24 protein-coding genes are annotated in these 19,085 nt (G+C 33.9%); 12 read left to right on the forward strand and 12 right to left on the reverse strand.

Annotated elements, in window-relative coordinates; genetic code table 11:
• The first annotated feature begins 37 nt into the window (after positions 1–37).
• The 8 genes from METIN_RS02020 (at position 38) to METIN_RS02050 (ending at position 4,746) form a co-directional block, all read left to right on the forward strand.
• Positions 38–1,252 (forward strand): CBS domain-containing protein, encoded by a 1,215-nt coding sequence (locus METIN_RS02020; protein WP_013099819.1) that lies wholly within the window; start codon positions 38–40, stop codon positions 1,250–1,252.
• A 4-nt stretch (positions 1,253–1,256) separates the two neighbouring features.
• Positions 1,257–1,649, forward strand: coding sequence for a DUF61 family protein (locus METIN_RS02025; protein WP_013099820.1), 393 nt, complete (start codon positions 1,257–1,259; stop codon positions 1,647–1,649).
• Positions 1,646–1,807, forward strand: a complete 162-nt coding sequence (locus tag METIN_RS07700; protein WP_013099821.1) for a hypothetical protein — start codon at positions 1,646–1,648, stop codon at positions 1,805–1,807. Before METIN_RS02025 ends, METIN_RS07700 begins: the two co-directional genes overlap by 4 nt.
• Positions 1,804–2,070, forward strand: coding sequence for a hypothetical protein (locus METIN_RS02030; RefSeq protein WP_013099822.1), 267 nt, complete (start codon positions 1,804–1,806; stop codon positions 2,068–2,070). Before METIN_RS07700 ends, METIN_RS02030 begins: the two co-directional genes overlap by 4 nt.
• Positions 2,057–2,746 (forward strand): glycosyltransferase family 2 protein, encoded by a 690-nt coding sequence (locus METIN_RS02035; protein ID WP_013099823.1) that lies wholly within the window; start codon positions 2,057–2,059, stop codon positions 2,744–2,746. The genes METIN_RS02030 and METIN_RS02035 overlap by 14 nt, the downstream gene beginning before the upstream one ends.
• Positions 2,747–2,757: 11 nt before the next feature.
• Positions 2,758–3,744, forward strand: coding sequence for a deoxyhypusine synthase (locus METIN_RS02040; RefSeq protein ID WP_013099824.1), 987 nt, complete (start codon positions 2,758–2,760; stop codon positions 3,742–3,744).
• Between the two features lie 67 nt (positions 3,745–3,811).
• Positions 3,812–4,060 carry a 50S ribosomal protein L31e gene (locus METIN_RS02045; RefSeq protein ID WP_013099825.1) on the forward strand — a complete coding sequence of 83 codons (249 nt, stop codon included), beginning with the start codon at positions 3,812–3,814 and terminating at the stop codon, positions 4,058–4,060.
• A 5-nt stretch (positions 4,061–4,065) separates the two neighbouring features.
• A complete protein-coding gene (locus tag METIN_RS02050; RefSeq protein ID WP_013099826.1) occupies positions 4,066–4,746 on the forward strand; it encodes a translation initiation factor IF-6 in 681 nt (226 codons plus the stop codon).
• Here the strand turns inward: METIN_RS02050 and thiC are convergent.
• The 9 genes from thiC to METIN_RS02095 all read right to left on the reverse strand — a co-directional run bounded on the left by thiC (position 4,738) and on the right by METIN_RS02095 (position 14,283).
• A complete protein-coding gene (gene thiC / locus METIN_RS02055; RefSeq protein WP_013099827.1) occupies positions 4,738–6,012 on the reverse strand; it encodes a phosphomethylpyrimidine synthase in 1,275 nt (424 codons plus the stop codon). The two genes, METIN_RS02050 and thiC, sit on opposite strands and share 9 nt — an antisense overlap.
• Before the next feature lies 1 nt (position 6,013).
• Positions 6,014–7,672, reverse strand: a complete 1,659-nt coding sequence (gene argS, locus METIN_RS02060; protein ID WP_013099828.1) for an arginine--tRNA ligase — start codon at positions 7,670–7,672, stop codon at positions 6,014–6,016.
• 20 nt (positions 7,673–7,692) lie between these two features.
• Positions 7,693–8,640, reverse strand: a complete 948-nt coding sequence (locus METIN_RS02065) for a tetratricopeptide repeat protein (RefSeq protein ID WP_048203307.1) — start codon at positions 8,638–8,640, stop codon at positions 7,693–7,695.
• Between the two features lie 66 nt (positions 8,641–8,706).
• Positions 8,707–9,780: an ATP-binding protein gene (locus METIN_RS02070; RefSeq protein WP_013099830.1), complete on the reverse strand. Its 1,074-nt coding sequence runs from the start codon at positions 9,778–9,780 to the stop codon at positions 8,707–8,709.
• Between the two features lie 76 nt (positions 9,781–9,856).
• Complete coding sequence (locus METIN_RS02075) at positions 9,857–10,306, reverse strand: beta-class carbonic anhydrase (RefSeq protein ID WP_013099831.1); 450 nt, start codon at positions 10,304–10,306, stop codon at positions 9,857–9,859.
• Between the two features lie 65 nt (positions 10,307–10,371).
• A complete protein-coding gene (gene gatB / locus METIN_RS02080; protein ID WP_048203508.1) occupies positions 10,372–11,757 on the reverse strand; it encodes an Asp-tRNA(Asn)/Glu-tRNA(Gln) amidotransferase subunit GatB in 1,386 nt (461 codons plus the stop codon).
• 20 nt (positions 11,758–11,777) lie between these two features.
• Positions 11,778–12,671 (reverse strand): F420-dependent thioredoxin reductase, encoded by an 894-nt coding sequence (gene trxR / locus METIN_RS02085; protein WP_013099833.1) that lies wholly within the window; start codon positions 12,669–12,671, stop codon positions 11,778–11,780.
• A 2-nt stretch (positions 12,672–12,673) separates the two neighbouring features.
• A complete protein-coding gene (locus tag METIN_RS02090; RefSeq protein WP_013099834.1) occupies positions 12,674–13,036 on the reverse strand; it encodes a metal-dependent transcriptional regulator in 363 nt (120 codons plus the stop codon).
• A gap of 17 nt (positions 13,037–13,053) precedes the next feature.
• The gene (locus METIN_RS02095) at positions 13,054–14,283 is read right to left on the reverse strand and encodes a phosphoglycerate kinase (RefSeq protein ID WP_013099835.1); all 1,230 of its coding nucleotides are present in this window, start codon (positions 14,281–14,283) and stop codon (positions 13,054–13,056) included.
• Between the two features lie 86 nt (positions 14,284–14,369).
• On the opposite strand from METIN_RS02095, the gene METIN_RS02100 reads away from it, so the two are divergent.
• Both METIN_RS02100 and fucA read left to right on the forward strand, forming a co-directional pair.
• Complete coding sequence (locus METIN_RS02100; RefSeq protein WP_013099836.1) at positions 14,370–14,648, forward strand: hypothetical protein; 279 nt, start codon at positions 14,370–14,372, stop codon at positions 14,646–14,648.
• A complete protein-coding gene (gene fucA / locus METIN_RS02105) occupies positions 14,645–15,181 on the forward strand; it encodes an L-fuculose phosphate aldolase (protein WP_013099837.1) in 537 nt (178 codons plus the stop codon). The genes METIN_RS02100 and fucA overlap by 4 nt, the downstream gene beginning before the upstream one ends.
• Here fucA and METIN_RS02110 read toward each other — a convergent pair.
• The gene (locus METIN_RS02110) at positions 15,164–15,448 is read right to left on the reverse strand and encodes a UPF0147 family protein (RefSeq protein ID WP_013099838.1); all 285 of its coding nucleotides are present in this window, start codon (positions 15,446–15,448) and stop codon (positions 15,164–15,166) included. The genes fucA and METIN_RS02110 overlap by 18 nt on opposite strands.
• 119 nt (positions 15,449–15,567) lie before the next feature.
• On the opposite strand from METIN_RS02110, the gene METIN_RS02115 reads away from it, so the two are divergent.
• Positions 15,568–16,485 (forward strand): TRM11 family SAM-dependent methyltransferase, encoded by a 918-nt coding sequence (locus tag METIN_RS02115; protein ID WP_013099839.1) that lies wholly within the window; start codon positions 15,568–15,570, stop codon positions 16,483–16,485.
• Positions 16,476–17,048 carry a hypothetical protein gene (locus METIN_RS02120; protein WP_013099840.1) on the forward strand — a complete coding sequence of 191 codons (573 nt, stop codon included), beginning with the start codon at positions 16,476–16,478 and terminating at the stop codon, positions 17,046–17,048. The genes METIN_RS02115 and METIN_RS02120 overlap by 10 nt, the downstream gene beginning before the upstream one ends.
• Here the strand turns inward: METIN_RS02120 and cobJ are convergent.
• Both cobJ and lysA read right to left on the reverse strand, forming a co-directional pair.
• Positions 17,041–17,766, reverse strand: a complete 726-nt coding sequence (gene cobJ / locus METIN_RS02125; protein WP_048203512.1) for a precorrin-3B C(17)-methyltransferase — start codon at positions 17,764–17,766, stop codon at positions 17,041–17,043. The two genes, METIN_RS02120 and cobJ, sit on opposite strands and share 8 nt — an antisense overlap.
• Before the next feature lie 21 nt (positions 17,767–17,787).
• Positions 17,788–19,083, reverse strand: coding sequence for a diaminopimelate decarboxylase (gene lysA, locus METIN_RS02130; protein ID WP_013099842.1), 1,296 nt, complete (start codon positions 19,081–19,083; stop codon positions 17,788–17,790).
• Positions 19,084–19,085: the final 2 nt, after the last annotated feature.

Consider the following 19,085-nt stretch of genomic DNA (forward strand, 5'->3'; position numbering starts at 1 on the left):
CTACTTAAATGCCTAAAAAGTTGTTGGGGGATGTGAGATGTTTAATGAGCCAATAAAGGAAATAATGACTAAAGATGTAGTTACAGTAACACCAGACACTTCAGTGTCAAAAGCCTTAGGGATTATGGAGGAGAATAATTTTCACCACTTAGTTGTTGTTGATAAAAAGGATGGGGTTGAGGAATATTACTTAATCTCTATGAGAGATTTACTTCTTGCCCACAATCCAGAGGAGGAAGTGGCAAGGTTGATGTATAAAGCTCACTGTATCCATGAAGACACCCCTATTATAGATGCTGTCTGTGAAATGATTGATGCTGGACAGAGGGCTGCTCCAATTGTTAACACTTATGGTAAGATGGTTGGAATTGTCACTGATTATGACATAATGGATAGAGCATCAAGAAGTATTATTCTAAAGGACACTCCAGTTAAGAAAGTGATGACAAGACACGTTATAACAATAAATGAGAATGAAACCATTGGTAAGGCAAGGGCTTTAATGAGAGATAACAACATAGGGAGGTTAGTGGTTGTAGATGATGATGGAAAACCTGTGGGTATAGTAACAGAGACTGATATATTAACAAAGGTTTTAAAGCCAAAGAGAAGAATGAGAGCTGGAGATTTAAAGGGAGAGAAGGTTCCAAGGATGGGACAGCCTGTTAAGATGATTATGTCCTCTCCACTAATTACACTTGACTATGATGCCTCTGTAGCTGATGCTGCAAGGTTAATGAAAGAGTATGACATTAGAGGAGTTCCTATAGTTAAAGGAAACATGCTGAAAGGGATTATAACAAGATCAGACATTGCTAAGTATATAGCTGATCTCAAGAAGGGAGCAATGATAGAAGTTGAAATCCATGGAGAGATGGATGAAGAGTTTAGAGACTTGGCTGAGAGGATAATAGCAACAGAAGTTAAGAAGATGGTTAAACATGCTGGAAAGGTTCACTGGATAAAGATAAATATTAAGAAAGAGAGGGACAAGGGAGGAACTCCATACTATAGGGTTGTAACATATGTTAAAACTCCAAATAAGTTATATGTTGGAGAGGGTAAGCCAAAGGCTTCACTACCAAAGAGGTTAGAGGCTGAAGGAGAAGATGTTGGCTATGTCTCTGGAAAGGAGAGATGGGAGTTTATAGACATCTTAAAAGAGTCTTTAGAATCAGTATTAAAGCAGATTGAAGCAGACTTTGATAGGGTTAATCCTAAGCATATGAAGAGATTGCCAGAGAAGGAATAGATTGATGGCTATGGATGTTGAGAATATTGTTAGAGGGCTAATTAAAGAAACAAGCCTTAGGGTTAAGAGAAAAACCTTAGGAGAACTTTTAAATGAAGAAAAGCCACATGTTATAATAAACAATAAAAGACATAGAATAAAGAGGAGGGAGCTGGAACTTTTAAAGGAAATCTCAGAGCTGAGTTTAAAACTTCCCATTGTTTTAGAGTATGACATGGTGGCTAATGCTATAGTGGTTAAGGGAAAAGAGGAAGTTAAGGTTATTAAAAAAATTTTGGGTAAGGAAGTGAATATATTTGATGATGATAACATTCTCTACATTTATAAGCCAGAGCTTTTAGAGGTTAGGAAAAAGTTACCAACAGCTACACAACTGATATTTAGGTTTTCACTATGAAATACTATGGAAAGGATCCAATAAAAAAATTTTTGAAAGATCCTAAAAAAAGAGAGCTTCTTTATAAATTTTTCTTTATTTTAAGTGTCTGGGTTTGGCTTGCTATGTTTATAGGCTTTATAATATTTTTAATTTATTTTATTAAGGTGATTCTATGAATCCCTATATAATTATATTTGCAATTCTTTCACTAACCTTCTCAGCCCTTACTGGATTAAGGTTAGCCTTTAAAAAAGAAACTTCCAACGTCCTTATTGGAGAGGGAATTATAACAGTAACTGTAGGAACTCTTATAGTATTGTTATCAAAAATTTATAACATTCCTTTTGCTGGTTCAATTGCCTTAGCTATTATCATCTGTGGAGCTGTTGGAACCTTAGCCTTCTGTAAGGTTATTGGTGGAGACAATGAAAAAAGATAATATCTTTATTGTAATTCCTGCCTACAATGAGGAAAAGATGATACAAAAAACAATAAGAGGTTTAAAAAAGGAGGGTTATAAAAATATAGTGGTTGTTGATGATGGCTCTCAAGATAACACCTTTGAAAAGGCTAAGGAAGAGGATGTAATAGTTTGTAGGCATATTGTAAATAGAGGACTTGGTGGAGCCTTAGGAACTGGAATTAAATGCTCTCTACAGTATAAGCCAGAGATTATAGTAACCTTTGATGCTGATGGACAACATGATCCAAAAGATGTTGAGAAAGTTGTTAAACCTATCTTAGAAGGTTATGACTTTGTTATTGGTAGTAGGTTATTGGATAAGGAAGAGCTAAAAAATATGCCTCTTGTTAAAAGGATAGGTAATTTTGGACTGAACTTTATAACTTTTTTGTTAGGTGGCTATTTAGTAACAGATAGCCAGAGTGGTTTAAGAGCCTTTAACTATAAAGCTGCTGAGAAGGTTGTTGAAGAGTTAAAGAGTGATAGATATGAAGTTTCTTCAGAATTTTTAGTTATTGCCAAGAGAAATAAATTTAAAATTAAAGAGGTTCCTATAAAAACAATTTACACAGACTACTCAATGAAAAAAGGAACCAATGTAGTGACTGGCTTTAAGATATTTTTAAAGTTACTTCTCCAAAAACTCTTTTAAAGGTTTTTATCATGGATCCTAAGAAAATTGTACTTAAAGAGAGTGAGGAGATTGAAGGGATTCCAATTGAGGGGCCTTGGTTGGAGGAGAATATAAATTTAGATGAAATAATCAAAAATTACTACTTAAAAATTGGTTTTCAGGCTACTCACTTGGGGAAGGCTATAAAAATTTGGAAGAAGATAGAGAGGCTTAGAGAAAAGGAAGAGGTTAGAGTATTTTTAGGCTATACTTCAAACATTGTTTCCTCTGGGTTAAGGGAGATAATAAGTTACTTGGTTAAAAATAAAAAGGTTGATGTGATTGTAACAACAGCTGGAGGGGTTGAGGAAGATTTTATAAAGTGCTTAAAGCCCTTCATCTTAGGGAACTGGAAAGCTGATGGAAGGCTTTTGAGAGAGAAGGGGATCAATAGGATAGGGAATATATTTGTGCCAAATGATAGATATATAGAGTTTGAGAAGTACATGATGGAATTCTTCTCCTCCCTGGAAGGGAAAAAAGTAACTCCAAGTGAATTCTGCTATAAATTAGGGGAATTTATGGACAAAAAGTTAGGGAAGGAGAAGGAGAAATCTATTTTATACTGGGCTTATAAAAATAATATTCCAATATTTTGCCCAGCACTAACTGATGGCTCTATTGGAGACATGCTCTACTTTTATAAGAAGTATAATAAAGATAGCTCTCTAACCATTGATATAGCTGATGATATAGTTAAGTTGAATGACTTAGCAATAACTGCTAAAAAAACAGCCTGTATAGTTTTAGGTGGCTCTCTACCAAAGCATGCTATTATAAATGCCAATCTATTTAGGGAAGGGACAGATTACGCTATATATATAACTACAGCCCTCCCCTGGGATGGTTCTTTAAGTGGAGCCCCTCCTGAGGAAGGGGTAAGTTGGGGAAAGATTGGGAAAGAGGCTGACTATGTAGAGATATGGGGAGATGCCACTATAATATTTCCAATCCTTGTTTATTGTACATTCAAATAGTTTAATAGTAATCTTTAAATATCTTTGTTTAAAATAACCCATGGAGGAATCTTTAAAGGTGGGAAACATGGAAAGAATATACACCATCTCTCTTAGGGATGTTATAAACAAATCAACAAGAAAAAAGAGAGCTCCAAGAGCTATAAAAAAGATAAGAGAGTTTTTAATGAGACATATGAAGGCTAAGGAGGTTAAGATAAGTAATGAGTTGAATGAGAAGGTTTGGGAGAGAGGGATAGAGAAGCCTCCAGCAAGGGTTAGGGTTAAAGCTGTAAAAACTGAAGATGGAACTGTCATAGCTGAACTCTTAGAGTGATTTATATGATAATAAGAAAGTATTTCTCAGGAATTCCAAATATTGGAGTTCTTGCTCTAACCACTGAGGAGCTAACCCTTCTACCTCTCTTTTTATCTGAGAAAGATGTTTCAGAAGTGAAGGAAGCTTTAAAGACTGAGGTTTTTAAAACAAATATAGCCAACAGCTCTTTAATTGGCTCTTTAGCAGCTGCTAATAGTAGGGTTATCTTACTCCCTGGAATTGTTGAGGATGAAGAGGTTGAAGGGATAAAAAATTTCATTAGAGAGTTAGGCTTAGATGTCAGTGTAGAAATAATAAATGTTAAAAACACTGCCTTAGGAAATTTAATATTGGTTAATGACTATGGTTGCTTAATCTCAAAGGAGTTAGAGGATTTCAAAAAAGAGATTGAGGATATCTTCAACTTACCAACTGAAGTTGGAACCATAGCTGATCTTCCAACTGTTGGAAGTAATGCTGTTGTAACAAATAAGGGATTATTTACTCATCCATTAGTTGAAGAGGATGAATTAAAGGCTTTAAAAGAGCTATTTAAAGTTGAATACTGTGGGAAGGGAACAGTTAATAAAGGAAGTACTTCAGTAGGTTCAGGGATTATAGCCAATACAAAAGGAATTATAGTTGGTGGAGACACAACAGGGCCAGAGATTTTACAAATAGAGGATGCTCTTGGTTTAATCTAATTTTTTTGCTAAAAGTAAAGCACAGTATTCTCCACAGATTGAACAAGCTTTTTCATCTTTTGATGGAATCTCTTCTCTCATTCTCTTAGCCTTCTCTCCATCAATGGCTATTTTAAACATCTCTTCCCAGTCTTGGTTTCTCCTTGCATATGCCATTCTCTTCTCAAGCTCCCAGGCTATTTTATTTCCCTTAGCCACATCTGCAGCTTGAGCAGCTATTTTGGTTACTATAACTCCCTCTTTCACATCCTCAACTGTTGGTAACCTTAAATGCTCTGCAGGAGTGACATAGCATAGAAAGTCAGCTCCATAATAGCCAGCTAAGGCTCCTCCAATGGCTGCTGTTATGTGATCATAACCAGGAGCTATATCTGTAACCACTGGCCCTAAAACATAGAAAGGAGCATTCTTACAAACACTCTTTTGTATCCTTATGTTTGCCTCTATGTTATTTATTGGCACATGCCCAGGCCCTTCAACCATACACTGAACTCCTTTCTCTCTTGCTCTCTCAACAAGTTCTCCTAAGATGATAAGCTCTTCTATCTGAGCTCTGTCTGTATTATCCAATAAACAACCTGGTCTCATCCCATCTCCTAAGCTTATGGTAACATCATACTCTTTCAAGATGTCTAAGAGATAGTCATAATTCTTATAGAGAGGATTTTCTTCATTGTTATGAACTATGTAGGCTGCTAAGAAAGAGCCACCTCTACTAACTATTCCTAAAACTCTTCCACTTTTTTTTAGCCTTTCAACACTCTCCTTAGTTATTCCACAGTGGAGAGTCATAAAGTCTACTCCTTCCTTTGCTTGATTTTCAATAACCTTAAAGATTAAGTCCTCATCCATATCTACAACTCTTCCATACTTCTCCTTAGCTATCTTTCCAACCTCATAGATTGGAACAGTTCCAACTGGTAGCTTGCTATTGTTTAGAATAGCCTTTCTTATCTCTTTTAAGTCTCCTCCAGTACTTAGGTCCATTATTGTATCTGCTCCATACTTCTCAGCAACCTTAGCTTTTTCAATCTCTAAGTTTATATCCACTAAGTCAGGAGAGGTTCCTATATTGGCATTAACCTTAGTTCTTAACCCCTTCCCTATTCCTACAGGCTTACACTCCCTATTAACATTTTTAGGAATAACTACATAGCCCTTAGCTACATATCTAACAAGTTTTTCCAGCTCTATTTTTTCCTCCTTAGCTATTATTTTCATCTCTTCAGTCACTTCTCCTCTCTTAGCAGAGATCATTTGAGTCATTTTACATCCTCTCAGGAGCTTTAATTCCAAGTAAATTTAAACCATTTTTGATAACTATCTTTGTAGCCTTCACTAATGCCAATCTCTCCCTTTTATATTCACTCTTTAAAATTGGGCACTTCTCATAGAATTTATTGAACTTCTTGGCCAACTCTATTAAATAGTTTGCCAATATATGAACTCTCCTTTTCTCAGCAGATTCTTTAATAACTTCCTTAAACTTATCAAGCATTTTTATCAATTCTTTCTCTTCCTTCTCTAAGTTATATGAGAAGTTTAAGCTCTCACTATCATTAGCTTCTCTCAATATTGAGGAGGCTCTAACATGGGCATACTGAATTAAAGGACAGCCAACCTTTTCAAAGTCTAAAGCCTCTTCCCATCTAAAGATCAATGGCTTCTCTGGAGAAACTTTAGCTATGTTGAATCTAACTGATCCTAAGGCTATATCTCTCTCAACTGAAACATTTCTTTTTTCACACTCTTCTTTAGCCCTCTTTAAAGCCTCTTCTAAGAGTTCATCAGCACTAATAAACCTTCCCTTCCTTGTACTCATTGACCCCTCTGGTAGGGAAATGAATTCATAAAACACTATCTCAGGCTCTTTCTCACAGCCTAAGAGTTTTAAAGCAGCTTTAACCATTTCAGCAGTTAGTTTATGGTCAGCCCCTAAGACATCTATAACTATGTCAGCATTTCTCAACTTATCCAAGTGATAGGCTATATCTCTTGTTGAATATAGAGAGGTTCCATTAGACCTTGCTAAAACCATCTTCTTCTCAATTCCAAAGTCTTCTAAGGAGAGGAGGTAAGTATCTTCCTTAATAACCTTTCCAGTTTCCATTAACCTCTTTATTACTTCCTTAACTAAGCCATTTCTTACATAAGAGCTTTCCCAAACAAATTTATCATGCTCTATATCCAAGTTCTTTAAGGTTTCTTTAATTCCCTCTAAGGCATAATTGACAGCAAACTCAAATTTTTTAGTTATTTCATTTTCTTCATTCTTCTCTAAGCTCTCCTCATAGAGCTTCATCAATTCACTAATCTTTTCCTCCTCTTCCTTATGCTCCTCTAAATATTTGTTGATCTTAACATAAACCTCAGCTATAGCATGATCTTTCTTTTTCTCCTTATCTAATCCAAATTTTTCAATTCCATAAACCACTAAAGCCATCTGTCTGCCCATGTCATTGACATAGTAGTGAGTTTCAACCTCATAGCCATAAAACTCCAAGATTCTCTTTAAACAGTCTCCAATAATGGCATTTCTTAAATGTCCTATATGTAAAGGACCATTAGGATTGGCTGAAGTATGCTCTAAAATAATCTTTTCCTTCTTCTCCCCTCTTCCATAGTCACTTTTTTTCTCAAGAATCTCTCCAATAACTTGCCTTCCATAAATTTCATAGTCTAAGTAAAAGTTTATGTAGCCATTAACTACCTTTATCTCCTTAACTCCCTCTACTTTTAAATCTTTTACAAGTTCCTCTGCAATCTCCTTAGGATTTCTTTTTAATTCCTTAGCTAACCTAAAAGCTACATTGACAGAAAAGTCTCCCATCTCTATCTTGGGAGGTTCATCAACATTAACTTCAATATCAACATTAAATTTTTCTAATATCTTTTTCTTCACTTCTTCCTTTATTATCTCTTTCATGTTTCTTCCCTATCTTTATATTATCTTGATATATCCTTATGCCTCTTAGCCATAGCTTTCTCATAATGATTAACAGCCTTTTCCATCTCTCCCCTTTCCTCATAGAGTCTTGCTAAGTTTAGTAAAGCTCTTACATTATCAGGATATAGGGCTACACATCTATTATAGGCTTCAATAGCCTTATTTTCCTCTCCCAATTCTTCATAAGCTTGTCCCAAGTAGTACCATAATGTTGTGTCATCATCTCTAATTTCTAATCCCATCTTAGCATACTTTACAGCCTCATCAAACTTCCCAAGAACTAAACAGAGAGAAACAAGGTGTTTTATAGCATCTAACCATCTAACATTAAGCTCATCAATTAATTTTTTAAATGTTTCATATGCCTTATGGTAATTTCCTAACCTTCTTAGTAAGGATCCTTTCATGTATAAGAGAACTCTATTATCTGGATCCAACTCTAAACCTTTCTCAATTACAGATAAAGCTTCTTCATATCTTCCTAACCCTCTTAGAGCATAAGCCTTTTTTGTGAGAAGTAAAAGAGAATCTGGATACTTAATTAAGAGCCTATCACAAATTTCTATCATATCTTTAAACTTTCCCAAACTTTCTAAGCAAAGAAGCTCAGTTAAACTTAAAATTATTGATTCTTTAAATTCTAAATTCTTTATATATTCAAGAGCTTTTTTAGAATCAACTAACATTAGGATATTCATTAACAAAACTTTGACTATTGGATTTTTTCCTTCTTTTAGTAAAGATTCACATATCTCTATCTCTTTATTAATTTTTCCCTCTAAATCCATTATTAAGGCTTTTATAAGCTTGTTTATCTCTAAGGATTCATCAGCATTTATTGACATTTCTATATAATATAATGCCTTAGTAATATCATCCTTGTCTAAGTTTTTATAGCTTAGTAGTAGATAGTATAAAGCTTCCAAAAACTTTAACTTCTCATCCATAACCATCACACAATTTAAATTTTTAGTATAACTTATAACTTTAAACTTTTTTTATTCTTTTTTAATTTATATAACTCTTTTTATAGCATTCCAAACTAAAAAGCTCTGTGGCTTTAAAGTTCCTTTAATAGGATCTAAGAATAAAATGTTCTTCTTGACTAAGTAAATATAAATTGGAGTAGGAATTTCTTTTCTGTCTATTTCATATTTCTCTTTGAACAATTTGAGAGCTTTAATTATCTCTTCTTTTTTTAACTCAATAGTTTCACTTTCAATTTGTATTTTTGGTTTTGAGTAATTTAAGATCTCTAAGAATGTACTTAACTTTTGAGTAGTATCGTTTAGTAAGTAGTCTAATATTTCTTTTAGATTTTTAATTTTGAGTTCTTGGATGACGTAAATTATATCTACAGGTTTCCCTCCAACGTAGGAATAAATTAATTCTTTTTCTTCATTTGAGAGTTTTTTATCTAAAATGCTTTCAGCTAAAAAATCCATAAACTTTAAAGCAGTCTCTTTATCAAAGTCGTCAACTAATAAATATTTAGCTCTACCGTTTAACATCGCTTCATTATAAACTTTCTCAATAAATAAAGAATCTGAACTTAAACAAAATACATAAGATAAATGAAGCTCTTTAGTTAAACTTATGAAGTAATTAAAAAGCTCATAAATCAAAAAGCCGTTAATTTTTAAATCCCCTATCTTTTGAAGCTCGTCTAAGATAATTATCGGCTTCTTTCCCTCTTTCCTAAGCTCTAATAAAATATTAGTTATATACCTAAAAACGTTCTTCTCTTCTTTTTTTGTTAATAACACTTCTAAAACGTTCTTAGGAACAGGAATTCCAAAGAGAACAGAAGAATCTTTAATTAAACCTTTAACCAATTCAATAGGGTCTTTATCCTCTTCATACTCCTCAAAGAGAACCTCTATAAAATCTTCATATTTAGAAATAAAGTATCTTCTAAGATTTATGTAAAACACCACATATTTATCATCAAGCTTATTAATAACTTCGTTAATTAAAGCTGTTTTCCCACTATTAATAGGCCCATAAATAAAATAGATAAAATTAGGCTCAAACTCCAAAATAGAAAGAATTTCTCTAATCTCTTTCTCTCGGTTAAAAAATCTCATTTGATCACCAAAAAATTTTAACGTTAAAAATAAAAAATTAAATCAAAAAAACATTATCTATTCCTTTTAAAATAAATTAACAAAGCTTCTTTAACTCTCCAGTCTCAATATCTATTATATATCCTTCAACTTCTATATCATTTGGAATTGCTGGGTGGTTTTTTATAAGCTCTACTCCTTTAATGACATTTTCCTCTTCATCATCAATTTTATTTAACCAGCATTTGAAATTTGGAGTGAAGTAAGGATTTGCTCCTCTCTTAATCATCTCCCTTTTAATGCTTTCAACATCAACTGACTTCATCCCACAGTCAGTATGTCCAATAACCCAAATCTTCTCTACTCCCAAGCAATAAATTGCTACAACAAGAGACCTTATAACATCATCAGTTACCACATTCCCAGCATTTTTAATAACTTTAGCATCTCCTCTTTTTATTCCTAATTTTTCAGAGAGGAAATTCACAAGCCTGGCATCCATACATGTAACTATTGCAAGTTTTTTCTTAGGTGTAGCATTACCCATTTTTTCAACCTCTAAATTTTTTACCCTATTAAAAAATAGATTTAGCTATATAAACATTATATTGGCTAATTATCAAGCTTCTTTTTAAGGAGTTCAATAACCCTCCTTGGCTCAGCTCTTCCTTTGGTTATTTTCATAACTTGCCCCATAAGGAAGTTTAAAGCTTCCTTCTTACCACTTAGATAGTCTTCAACTGCCTTAGGATTGTTTTTAATGGCTTCCTCAACTGCCTTCTCTAAGAAGTTAGTATCTTTAATAACCTTTAGTCCTTTCTCTTCAACAATTTCCTTAGGAGTCTTTTTTCCTCTATTTATGACAAGCTCATCAACCAAATCCTTAGCTATCTTTTGAGAGATTACTTCATCCTTTATCAGCTTAATTAGCTCAACCATATGCTCTGGCTTAATGCCACTCTCATAGAGATCAACTTTATGATACTGCAGTGATCTCCTAAGCTCATTCCTTATCCATGTGACTGCAAGATCAACATCCTCTTTCCCTAAAGCTTTAACAACTTTCTCAAAAAGCTCAGCCATGTCTAAATCTGAAACTAAGACTTCAGCATCTTTCTCATTAACTCCATATTCCTCTATAAATCTCTTCTTCTTCTCTAAAGGAGTTTCTGGCATCTCTTCCTCTATCTTTCTTAACCAATCTTCAGTTATAATAATAGGCTGTATGTCAGGATCTGGAATATATCTATAATCTTCAGCTGTTTCCTTTGCTCTCATGCTCTTAGTTATCATCTGACTCTCTAAGAAAGCTCTTGTTTCCCTCTTAACCTTCCCTCCTCTCTTTATAATGTTTTTTTGTCTAATTAATTCATACTTTAAAACCTTATAAACTCCTTTTATTGAGTTTATGTTTTTAACCTCAACCCTCTCTCCCTGGACACCCATATAGTTTATAGAGATGTTAACATCAGCTCTCATTGTTCCTTCTCCTCTTAAGGAGCCAAGATATCTAAAGAGAGTCATTAAATTTTTTAAGAAAGCTCTTGCCTCTTCAGGACTCTTTATATCTGGCTTTGTAACTATCTCTATTAAAGGAGTTCCACTTCTGTTATAATCAACTAACCCTAAGCTTGGATTGTACTGTCCAGGATCCTCTTCTAAGTGAACCTCCTCTATCCCTATGCCTAAGAATTCTCCATCTACCCCTATAGGTGTTGATGTCCTCTGATAACCACTTGGGAGATCAGGATAGTCATAGTGTTTCCTCTGGAAGTAAATTTCCTTATCAGTTATGATTTTACAACCCAACATTCTTGCAACCATTATGGCTATTTCAACAGCCCTTTTATTTGGAGCCATTGGCTTAGCTCCTGGTAGGCCAAGACAGATGGGGCAGACATTAGTGTTAGGCTCAACATCTAAATAGTTAGTTGGACAGCTACAGAAGAGTTTTGACTTAGTGTCTATCTGGACATGTATCTCTAAACCACATTTCATTTTAGCCTCTTCCAAGGGTTTCACCCTTTCACTTCTTTAATAATATTGGCCATAGCTATACAGCCATCTCCAACAGCTTTAGCCACTTGCATAACTCCTCCTCTAACATCTCCAGCTGCATAGATGCCTTTAATGTTGGTTCTACAATTTTCATCAGTTATAATAAACCCTCTCTTATCCAACTTAACCTTCCCTTTTAAAAATTCAGTGTTTGGCTCATGCCCTAAGCTTATAAAGATTCCATCAGCTTTAATATCCATCTCTTTCCCATCAACCTCTATCTTAATTCCCTCAGCCTTCTCCTCTCCTAAGATTTTTAAAGGCTTAGCATTGTAAATAATCTCTAAATTTTTAATTTCTTTTAGTCTATCAAGCATTATAGGCTCAGCAACTTTTAAATCACTTTTGTCAGTTATCAAAATTATTTTTTTGGCTATATCCTTTAAATTTATGGCACTCATCACTGCTGGGGTGTCTCTCCCAAAGACAATAACATCCTTATTTAGGTAGAAGAAGGCATCACACATAGTACAGTAACTAACCCCCTTTCCTATAAATTTCTCCTCTATTCCTAACCTCTTTGGCTTAGTTCCAGTTGCTATTAAGATAGTCTTAGTTTCATACTCATTCTTATTTGTTATAACCTTATGCTTCCCTTCCCCTATCTCTATATCAACAACTTCCTCATAAACAATAGGTAGTTTAAATTTTTCAGCATGCTTTCTAAATCTCTCAGCTAATTCAAACCCTCTAATTTCCTCAAATCCAGGATAGTTTTCAACTATCCCAGCCTCAGCTATTCTACCCCCAGCATTCTCTTTTTCTATACATAGGGCTTTTAACTTTCCCCTCATGGCATAAATTCCAGCTGTTAATCCACTTGGCCCAGCTCCTATAATTATGGTGTCATACATAACTAACCCTCTTTCATCTTTTTAAGGAACTCTTCTATCTTACTTATGGTTTTCTCACTTATTATATGCTCTATCTTACAGGCATCTTCATCAGCAGTTTTTTCATCAATCCCTAAGAAGATAAAGAATTCTTTTAGGATGGTATGTTTTCTATCCAACCTCTTAGCTAAGTTCTCTCCTTTCTCAGTTAGCCTTATCTCCCCATATTTCTCATGCTCAATATAACCTAAGTTCTTCAATTTCTTTATCATCTCTGAAACAGTTGAAGGAGATAAGTTAAGATGTTCACAGATATCTTTAACCTTAACCCTCCTATTTTTTGACAACTTATAGATAGTTTCTATATATTCCTCTATCCGTATCATTTATATATCCCTATACTCTAATATTTTTCATAAGACATTTTTAGGACTTCAATAACTGGCAATCTCTCCCCAGAGAGGAAGGAGAGAGTTGAACCTCCTCCAGTACTAATATGATCAATCTTATCAGAAAAGCCATAGAGTTCAGCAACAGCTGATAGATGCCCTCCACCTATGACAGTGAAGGCTTTAGAGTTAGCCATAGCCTCTAACAACTTTCTTGTCCCATAGCTAAACTTTTCTTTTTCAAAAACTCCTGCAGGGCCATTGGCTACTATTGTCTTAGCCTCTTTTAATACTTCACTATAAATTTCAATGGTTTCACTACCTATATCATAGGCAGGCTTATCTATCTTCTCAGTAACTTTCCTCTCAACTCTCTCTCCATCAACCTCTAAGGCTAAATCTACAGGAGTTAATATTTTTTCTCCATATTTTTCCAATAACTTCTTAGCCTTCTCTATCTCTCCCTCTAAGCCAAGATTCTTTATAATCTCTTTATTCTCCCTTCCTAAGTCATAGCCCTTAGCTATTAAAAAGATGTTCCCTACAACTCCCGAAGTTAATATCTTATCAACCTTCTCTATAACATTCATCATAATCTTTATAGAGTCATCAGCCTTAGCCCCCCCTAAGGAATAAACACAGGGATTTTCAGGATCATCCCTAACTTTAGATAACACTTTAATCTCCTTCTCCATCAACCTCCCAGCAATAGCTGGCATGTAGTAGGAGAAGCCAACTAAAGAAGGCTGAGCCCTATGGGCTGCTGGAAAAGCATCATTTATAAAGTAATTAAAGAGAGGAGCTAACTTTTTAATGAAGTAAGTTTCTCCCTGTTTCTTTGGAGTAATTCCCTCCCACTTCTTCCAATCACTTAAAACTTCCTCTGAGCTAAATCTTACATTCTCTAACATAATAGCTTCTCCAGGTTCTAAGTTTAATATTCTCTCTCTAACTCTCCTACTAAACAACTCATCAATAAACTCAACTTCATGATTTAAATGCTCACTTAAAACCTTACAATGCTCACTTAGGGAGGTAAAGTCTTTCTTTCCTGGCCTACTCTGATGGGCTAAGATAGTAACTTTAGCCTCACTGTTTATAAGCTCTTTTAAAGTGTCACAAACCTCTCTAATTCTTTTGTCATCTAATATCTCTCCACTGTCTGGATCCAATGGACAGTTAATATCTACCCTAACAACAACACTTTTGTTATTGAAATCAAAGTTATCCATTGTTAGAAACATACAGCCACCTCCAAGAAAATTTATTTTTAGTTCATAATTTGAAAAAAATAGTTAATAAACATTATATATTTTAAATTGGTGAAACTATGGACATAAATGAAAGAATTGATGTTCTCTCAAGGAAACTTTTAGAGATTGAGAAAAGAGTAGACCTAAAAATTAAAGAGAGTGAGAAAAAATTGGAAAAGATGGAGAATGAAAAGAAAATTAGGGAAATTTTGTTAGTCTCAATAATCTATTTAAAAATTTTAGAGGAAACTAAGAAAAACTTTAGAATCTTGAGACTAAAAATACTTATTTTATATATTTTAATAGCTATCTTATACATTATTAATATCATCATCTTAGTGAAGGTGATCACTTGAACATCATAGAGGTTTGTAAAGCTCTCTATAATAGAAAGTATGTAGTGGGAAGTGGAGGGAACATTTCTATCAGAGAGGGAGATAGAATTTATATAACTCCAACTGGCTCAATCCTTGGCTTCTTGGATTGGAATGACTTGGCTATAGTTAAATTGAATGGAGAGGTTGTCAGAGGAAAGCCATCTTCAGAGTTAAATTTACACCTTAAGATATACCAAAAAAGAGAGGATGTTAAAGCTATTATTCACACTCATTCTTTACTCTCAACCTATATAGGAAGTAGAAGAGAGATTGAGATGAAAACCTTTGAGGGAAAACACTTCATTAAAAAAATTAGTTATGTTGATTTTTTAGAGCCTGGAAGTTTAGAGCTTGCTGAAGAGGTTTCTAAGCAGGATGGAGATGTGATTATTTTAAAAGATCATGGTATTGTAGCATTGGGAAAGAGTTTAGAAGAAGCTTATATCAAAGTTGAAGTCTTAGAAGAGCAGGCTAAGTTAAATTTATTAGATCTCTTACTTAACTCTCTCTAATTCACTGACAATATTCCATATCTGAGTTCTTGTATATGGTGGCATGTTTGGATCATTTTCAATTTCATTTAAAACATCTATAGCCTTAGCACTTCTAACTATTGGTTCTTCAGCTTCATTTAAAATTATCTCCTTAGCCTTCTCAGCAGCTCCTCTTATGTTTCTTGGAACTGTAGTATCATTTATAATCTCATCCAGCATCATAACAACAGCCTTTAAAATCTCCTCAGAACTCATTGCTTCTTTAGCAGCTCCACCAAAAACCATAGGATTTCTCACCTCCTAAAATAGAAAGTTAAGCTAAATAATTAAATTGTATTCCAATGTTATATATTTTTTGTGTTAATAGTTATTAATTTATTTAAATAGATTTAGGAGGTTAATCTATGAAAGAAGTGACTTATGATGATTATTTTGAATTTATCAAAGAGCATAGCTATGTAACCATAGAGGATACAAAACTTGAAATAGGGAAAGACTGGAAAATAAAGAAATTTCAGCCAGACAATTTTGAGTTAGAGCCTACAAATGTCTGGAGCTTTCCTAAAAGAGGAGATTGGGCAACACATTACTTAAACTCTAAGTATAGAGGAAATTGGGCTCCTCAAGTGGCAAGGAATTTAATATTAAGATACTCTAAGGAAGGAGAAACAGTATTAGATCCCTTTGTAGGCTCTGGAACCACACTTATAGAGGCTAAGCTATTATTTAGAAATGCTATAGGAGTTGATATAAATAGAGATGCTGTTATGCTAACTTTAGATAGGCTTAGATTTAACTATAACCCCTTAGACATTAATGAAAAGCCAAAAACTTGGATAAAGGTTTTTGTTGGAGATGCAAGGAATTTAGATAAGATTGAAGATGAAAGTATAGATCTTATAGCTACCCATCCTCCATATGTTAATATTGTTAAATATACAAAGAAGTCAGAGGTTGATGGAGATCTGTCTAAAGTGAGATCTGTTGAAGACTTTGTAAATGAGATGAGAAAAGTGGCAAGAGAGTTTTTTAGAGTCTTAAAGCCTGGAAGATATTGTGCTATTCTAATAGGAGATACAAGGAGAAATAAACACCATGTTCCAGTATCCTTTAGAGTAATGCAAGCCTTCTTAGAGGAAGGATTTATTTTAAAGGAAGATATTATAAAAATTCAACATAATATGAGAGTTACACCACTATGGAAAAAAAGATCTCAAGAGCTAAACTTTTTATTGCTTAAGTATGAACACCTATTTGTGTTTAGAAAACCTGAGAGTGATGAAAAGCTTAGTAAATTTAAAGAGAGTATAAAATGGTGGTAAATATAGAAGGAGAGAATTTAAAAGAACTTATGAGTTTTAAAGAGAAGGGTCAGAAGATTTACCCAATTAGTGTAATAAAGGTTAATGATAAATTTATCTTAGCCATCTATAAGGGAAAGAAAAGTCCAGCAGATATTTTAATAAAGTATAGACAAAAGCTTAAAAATGGAAAGTGGTCTAATATTAGAACTCCTAAGCATATACATTGGACAGTAGATATATTAATAAAAATGTTCCAAGAGAAAGAATTAACAAGGCAATTTTTAGATGAGCTAATGAAGATTTGGGAAAGTGTTCATCCTCTAACTGAAGAAGAGAGGGATAAGCTAAATTTAGAAGAGTTGCTTAACTATGACAAGGAAACCTTAGAGAGATTTAAAAAACTTAGTGAGTATGGAGAGTATAATGTAAAATTTCTGTTACTTTTGGCTAAGTTATTAATGCTTCAAGAAAAAACAAACTATCCTGAGGGAGAGTTGTTTCAAAAGCTTCTTAGGAAGTTAAAGGAAGGAGAAGATCTATTTAGTATCTTACAAACAGCCACCTTAAAAAAGATTAAATAGAGTATTTCTCTAAATAACCTCTTGGAGTTACCATCTTACCATCAATAATTTTAGTTTTAGAGTTTCCAATTAATAGGATGGTGTTCATATCAATATAGTCTAAGTAAAAGTCTAAATTTTTAACTAACTCTTTACTATTAATTATTTTCTTCTCCTCATTTTCTCTTCCAGCATTTTTAACTATTCCTATAACTAAATTTTTATCTTTTAAGAGTTCAACAACCTCTAAGAAAGGTTTTTTTCTCTTCTTCCCTATTGGGTTGTAGAGGCAAATAATAAAATCTCCTTCCAAAGCTAATTTAAATCTTTTAATAATTAAGTTTAGTGGAGTTAAGTGATCGCTCAAGCTGAGAACAACAAAGTCATGGTTTATAACTGCTCCTAAGAGAGAAGAGGCTATAGAGCAGGCTGTAACTCCTGGAATAACTTCTATTTTAATATTATCCTTATTTAGCTCATAAGCCAGTGAGGCTAATCCATAGATTGTAGGGTCTCCAGTAGAAACCAAAGCAACATCTTTATCCTTAGCCTCTTCTAAAGCTTTCTTAACTCTCTCTATCTCTTTCTTCATTCCTGTAGTGAAAATAGGCTTATTGTACTTCTCAACATACTTTTTATAGCCTGAGTAGCAAACTATGAGATCAACTTTATTTAAAATTTCCTCAGCTTCCTTAGTTAAAAATTTCTCTCCACTCCCTATACCAACAATATATAATATTTTAACCACCTTAAAAAGAGTTTAAAGTAGATGAGGAGGAATTATATCCTTAGCTATCAGATCAGAGAAGGTTTCTCTCTCTCTAATGATATAGACTCCTTTTTTAGAGGTTAAGATCATTCTTGGCCTTCCTCTTGAGTTGTAATTATTTGACATACTTATTCCATAGGCTCCAGCATCAAAGATAACTATATAATCTCCAACCTCTACCTTATCTATCTCTCTGTCCCTTCCAAAGACATCACTACTTTCACATAAACCTCCAGCTACACTAACCTTCTCCTTCTCTCCTTTAACCTTAGCATTCTCCATATGATGATAGGCATCATACATAGCTGGCCTCATCAAGTCATTCATCCCAGCATCTATCATAACCCACTTTGTCACTTCAGTCTCTTTTATATGCCAAACCTTTCCAACTAAATAGCCAGCTGTAGCCACTATACTCCTTCCAGGCTCTATAATTAAGTTTGGCATCTCAACTTTATCCTTAAATTTTAATATAGTTTCTATTATAGAGTTAGCATAATCTTTTACAGTAGGAATTTCCTTATCTTTGTGATAAGGGATTCCTAAACCTCCTCCTAAGTTTAAGTCTCTAACCTCTATATTCTTCTCCTTCAATTTTAAGATAAACTCCATCATCTTTTTAGTAGCTTCAACAAATGGAGAAACATCAGTTAGCTGAGAGCCAATATGACAGTGTAGTCCAACAAAGTTTATATTTTCCATCTTTAGAGCCATGTCTATAGCTTTTAAAGCTGTCTTAGTGTCTAAGCCAAACTTATTTTTCTTCAACCCTGTTGATATCTTTGGATGTGTCTTAGGATCAACATCAGGATTTATTCTAAAGGCTACATTAGCCTCTTTTCCAAGCTCTTTGGCTATCTCATTTATCATTATAAGCTCACTTATGCTATCAACATTGAAAGCCCTTATCTCACTCTCAATTCCCATTATAATCTCTTCCCTTATCTTACAATTTCCATTAAAAACTATCTTCTCTGAAGGCACTTGAGAGAGCTTAGCTATATACAACTCTCCTCCACTGACTACATCAGCTCCAGAGCCAAGCTTAGCTAAGAGTTTAGTTATGGCTAAGTTAGAGTTTGCTTTATAGGCATAGGCTAAGATAAACTCTTTTCCTGTCTCTTCCTCGTATCTTTTAAAAGCCTCTACATATCTATTAAAATTAATTTTTATCTGCTCCTCTGACATGATGTAAAGAGGTGTTCCAAACCTCTCAGCAAGTTCTATAACATCATATCCATCTATGTAAATCCTATCCTTTATTTCTAAGGTGTCATTCCCTAACATTG

The sequence above is a fragment of the Methanocaldococcus infernus ME genome, assembly GCF_000092305.1.
Taxonomy (GTDB): domain Archaea; phylum AGJL01; class Methanococci; order Methanococcales; family Methanocaldococcaceae; genus Methanocaldococcus; species Methanocaldococcus infernus.

Coding starts and splice junctions, on each gene's coding strand:
- gatB (WP_048203508.1), bottom strand. CDS start 11,757: ATGAAATGTGGTTTAGAGATACATGTCCAGATAGACACTAAGTCAAAA.
- METIN_RS02110 (WP_013099838.1), bottom strand. CDS start 15,448: ATGGTTTTTGGTGGAGCTGCTAAAGAAGCAATGAGTTCTGAGGAGATT.
- lysA (WP_013099842.1), bottom strand. CDS start 19,083: ATGTTAGGGAATGACACCTTAGAAATAAAGGATAGGATTTACATAGAT.
- METIN_RS07700 (WP_013099821.1), top strand. CDS start 1,646: ATGAAATACTATGGAAAGGATCCAATAAAAAAATTTTTGAAAGATCCT.
- METIN_RS02115 (WP_013099839.1), top strand. CDS start 15,568: ATGAAAGAAGTGACTTATGATGATTATTTTGAATTTATCAAAGAGCAT.
- thiC (WP_013099827.1), bottom strand. CDS start 6,012: ATGACTCAAATGATCTCTGCTAAGAGAGGAGAAGTGACTGAAGAGATG.
- METIN_RS02065 (WP_048203307.1), bottom strand. CDS start 8,640: ATGGATGAGAAGTTAAAGTTTTTGGAAGCTTTATACTATCTACTACTA.
- METIN_RS02025 (WP_013099820.1), top strand. CDS start 1,257: ATGGCTATGGATGTTGAGAATATTGTTAGAGGGCTAATTAAAGAAACA.
- METIN_RS02070 (WP_013099830.1), bottom strand. CDS start 9,780: ATGAGATTTTTTAACCGAGAGAAAGAGATTAGAGAAATTCTTTCTATT.
- METIN_RS02120 (WP_013099840.1), top strand. CDS start 16,476: ATGGTGGTAAATATAGAAGGAGAGAATTTAAAAGAACTTATGAGTTTT.
- trxR (WP_013099833.1), bottom strand. CDS start 12,671: ATGTATGACACCATAATTATAGGAGCTGGGCCAAGTGGATTAACAGCT.
- METIN_RS02045 (WP_013099825.1), top strand. CDS start 3,812: ATGGAAAGAATATACACCATCTCTCTTAGGGATGTTATAAACAAATCA.
- METIN_RS02090 (WP_013099834.1), bottom strand. CDS start 13,036: ATGATACGGATAGAGGAATATATAGAAACTATCTATAAGTTGTCAAAA.
- METIN_RS02030 (WP_013099822.1), top strand. CDS start 1,804: ATGAATCCCTATATAATTATATTTGCAATTCTTTCACTAACCTTCTCA.
- METIN_RS02095 (WP_013099835.1), bottom strand. CDS start 14,283: ATGTTTCTAACAATGGATAACTTTGATTTCAATAACAAAAGTGTTGTT.
- METIN_RS02075 (WP_013099831.1), bottom strand. CDS start 10,306: ATGGGTAATGCTACACCTAAGAAAAAACTTGCAATAGTTACATGTATG.
- argS (WP_013099828.1), bottom strand. CDS start 7,672: ATGAAAGAGATAATAAAGGAAGAAGTGAAGAAAAAGATATTAGAAAAA.
- METIN_RS02020 (WP_013099819.1), top strand. CDS start 38: ATGTTTAATGAGCCAATAAAGGAAATAATGACTAAAGATGTAGTTACA.
- METIN_RS02035 (WP_013099823.1), top strand. CDS start 2,057: ATGAAAAAAGATAATATCTTTATTGTAATTCCTGCCTACAATGAGGAA.
- METIN_RS02040 (WP_013099824.1), top strand. CDS start 2,758: ATGGATCCTAAGAAAATTGTACTTAAAGAGAGTGAGGAGATTGAAGGG.
- METIN_RS02100 (WP_013099836.1), top strand. CDS start 14,370: ATGGACATAAATGAAAGAATTGATGTTCTCTCAAGGAAACTTTTAGAG.
- METIN_RS02050 (WP_013099826.1), top strand. CDS start 4,066: ATGATAATAAGAAAGTATTTCTCAGGAATTCCAAATATTGGAGTTCTT.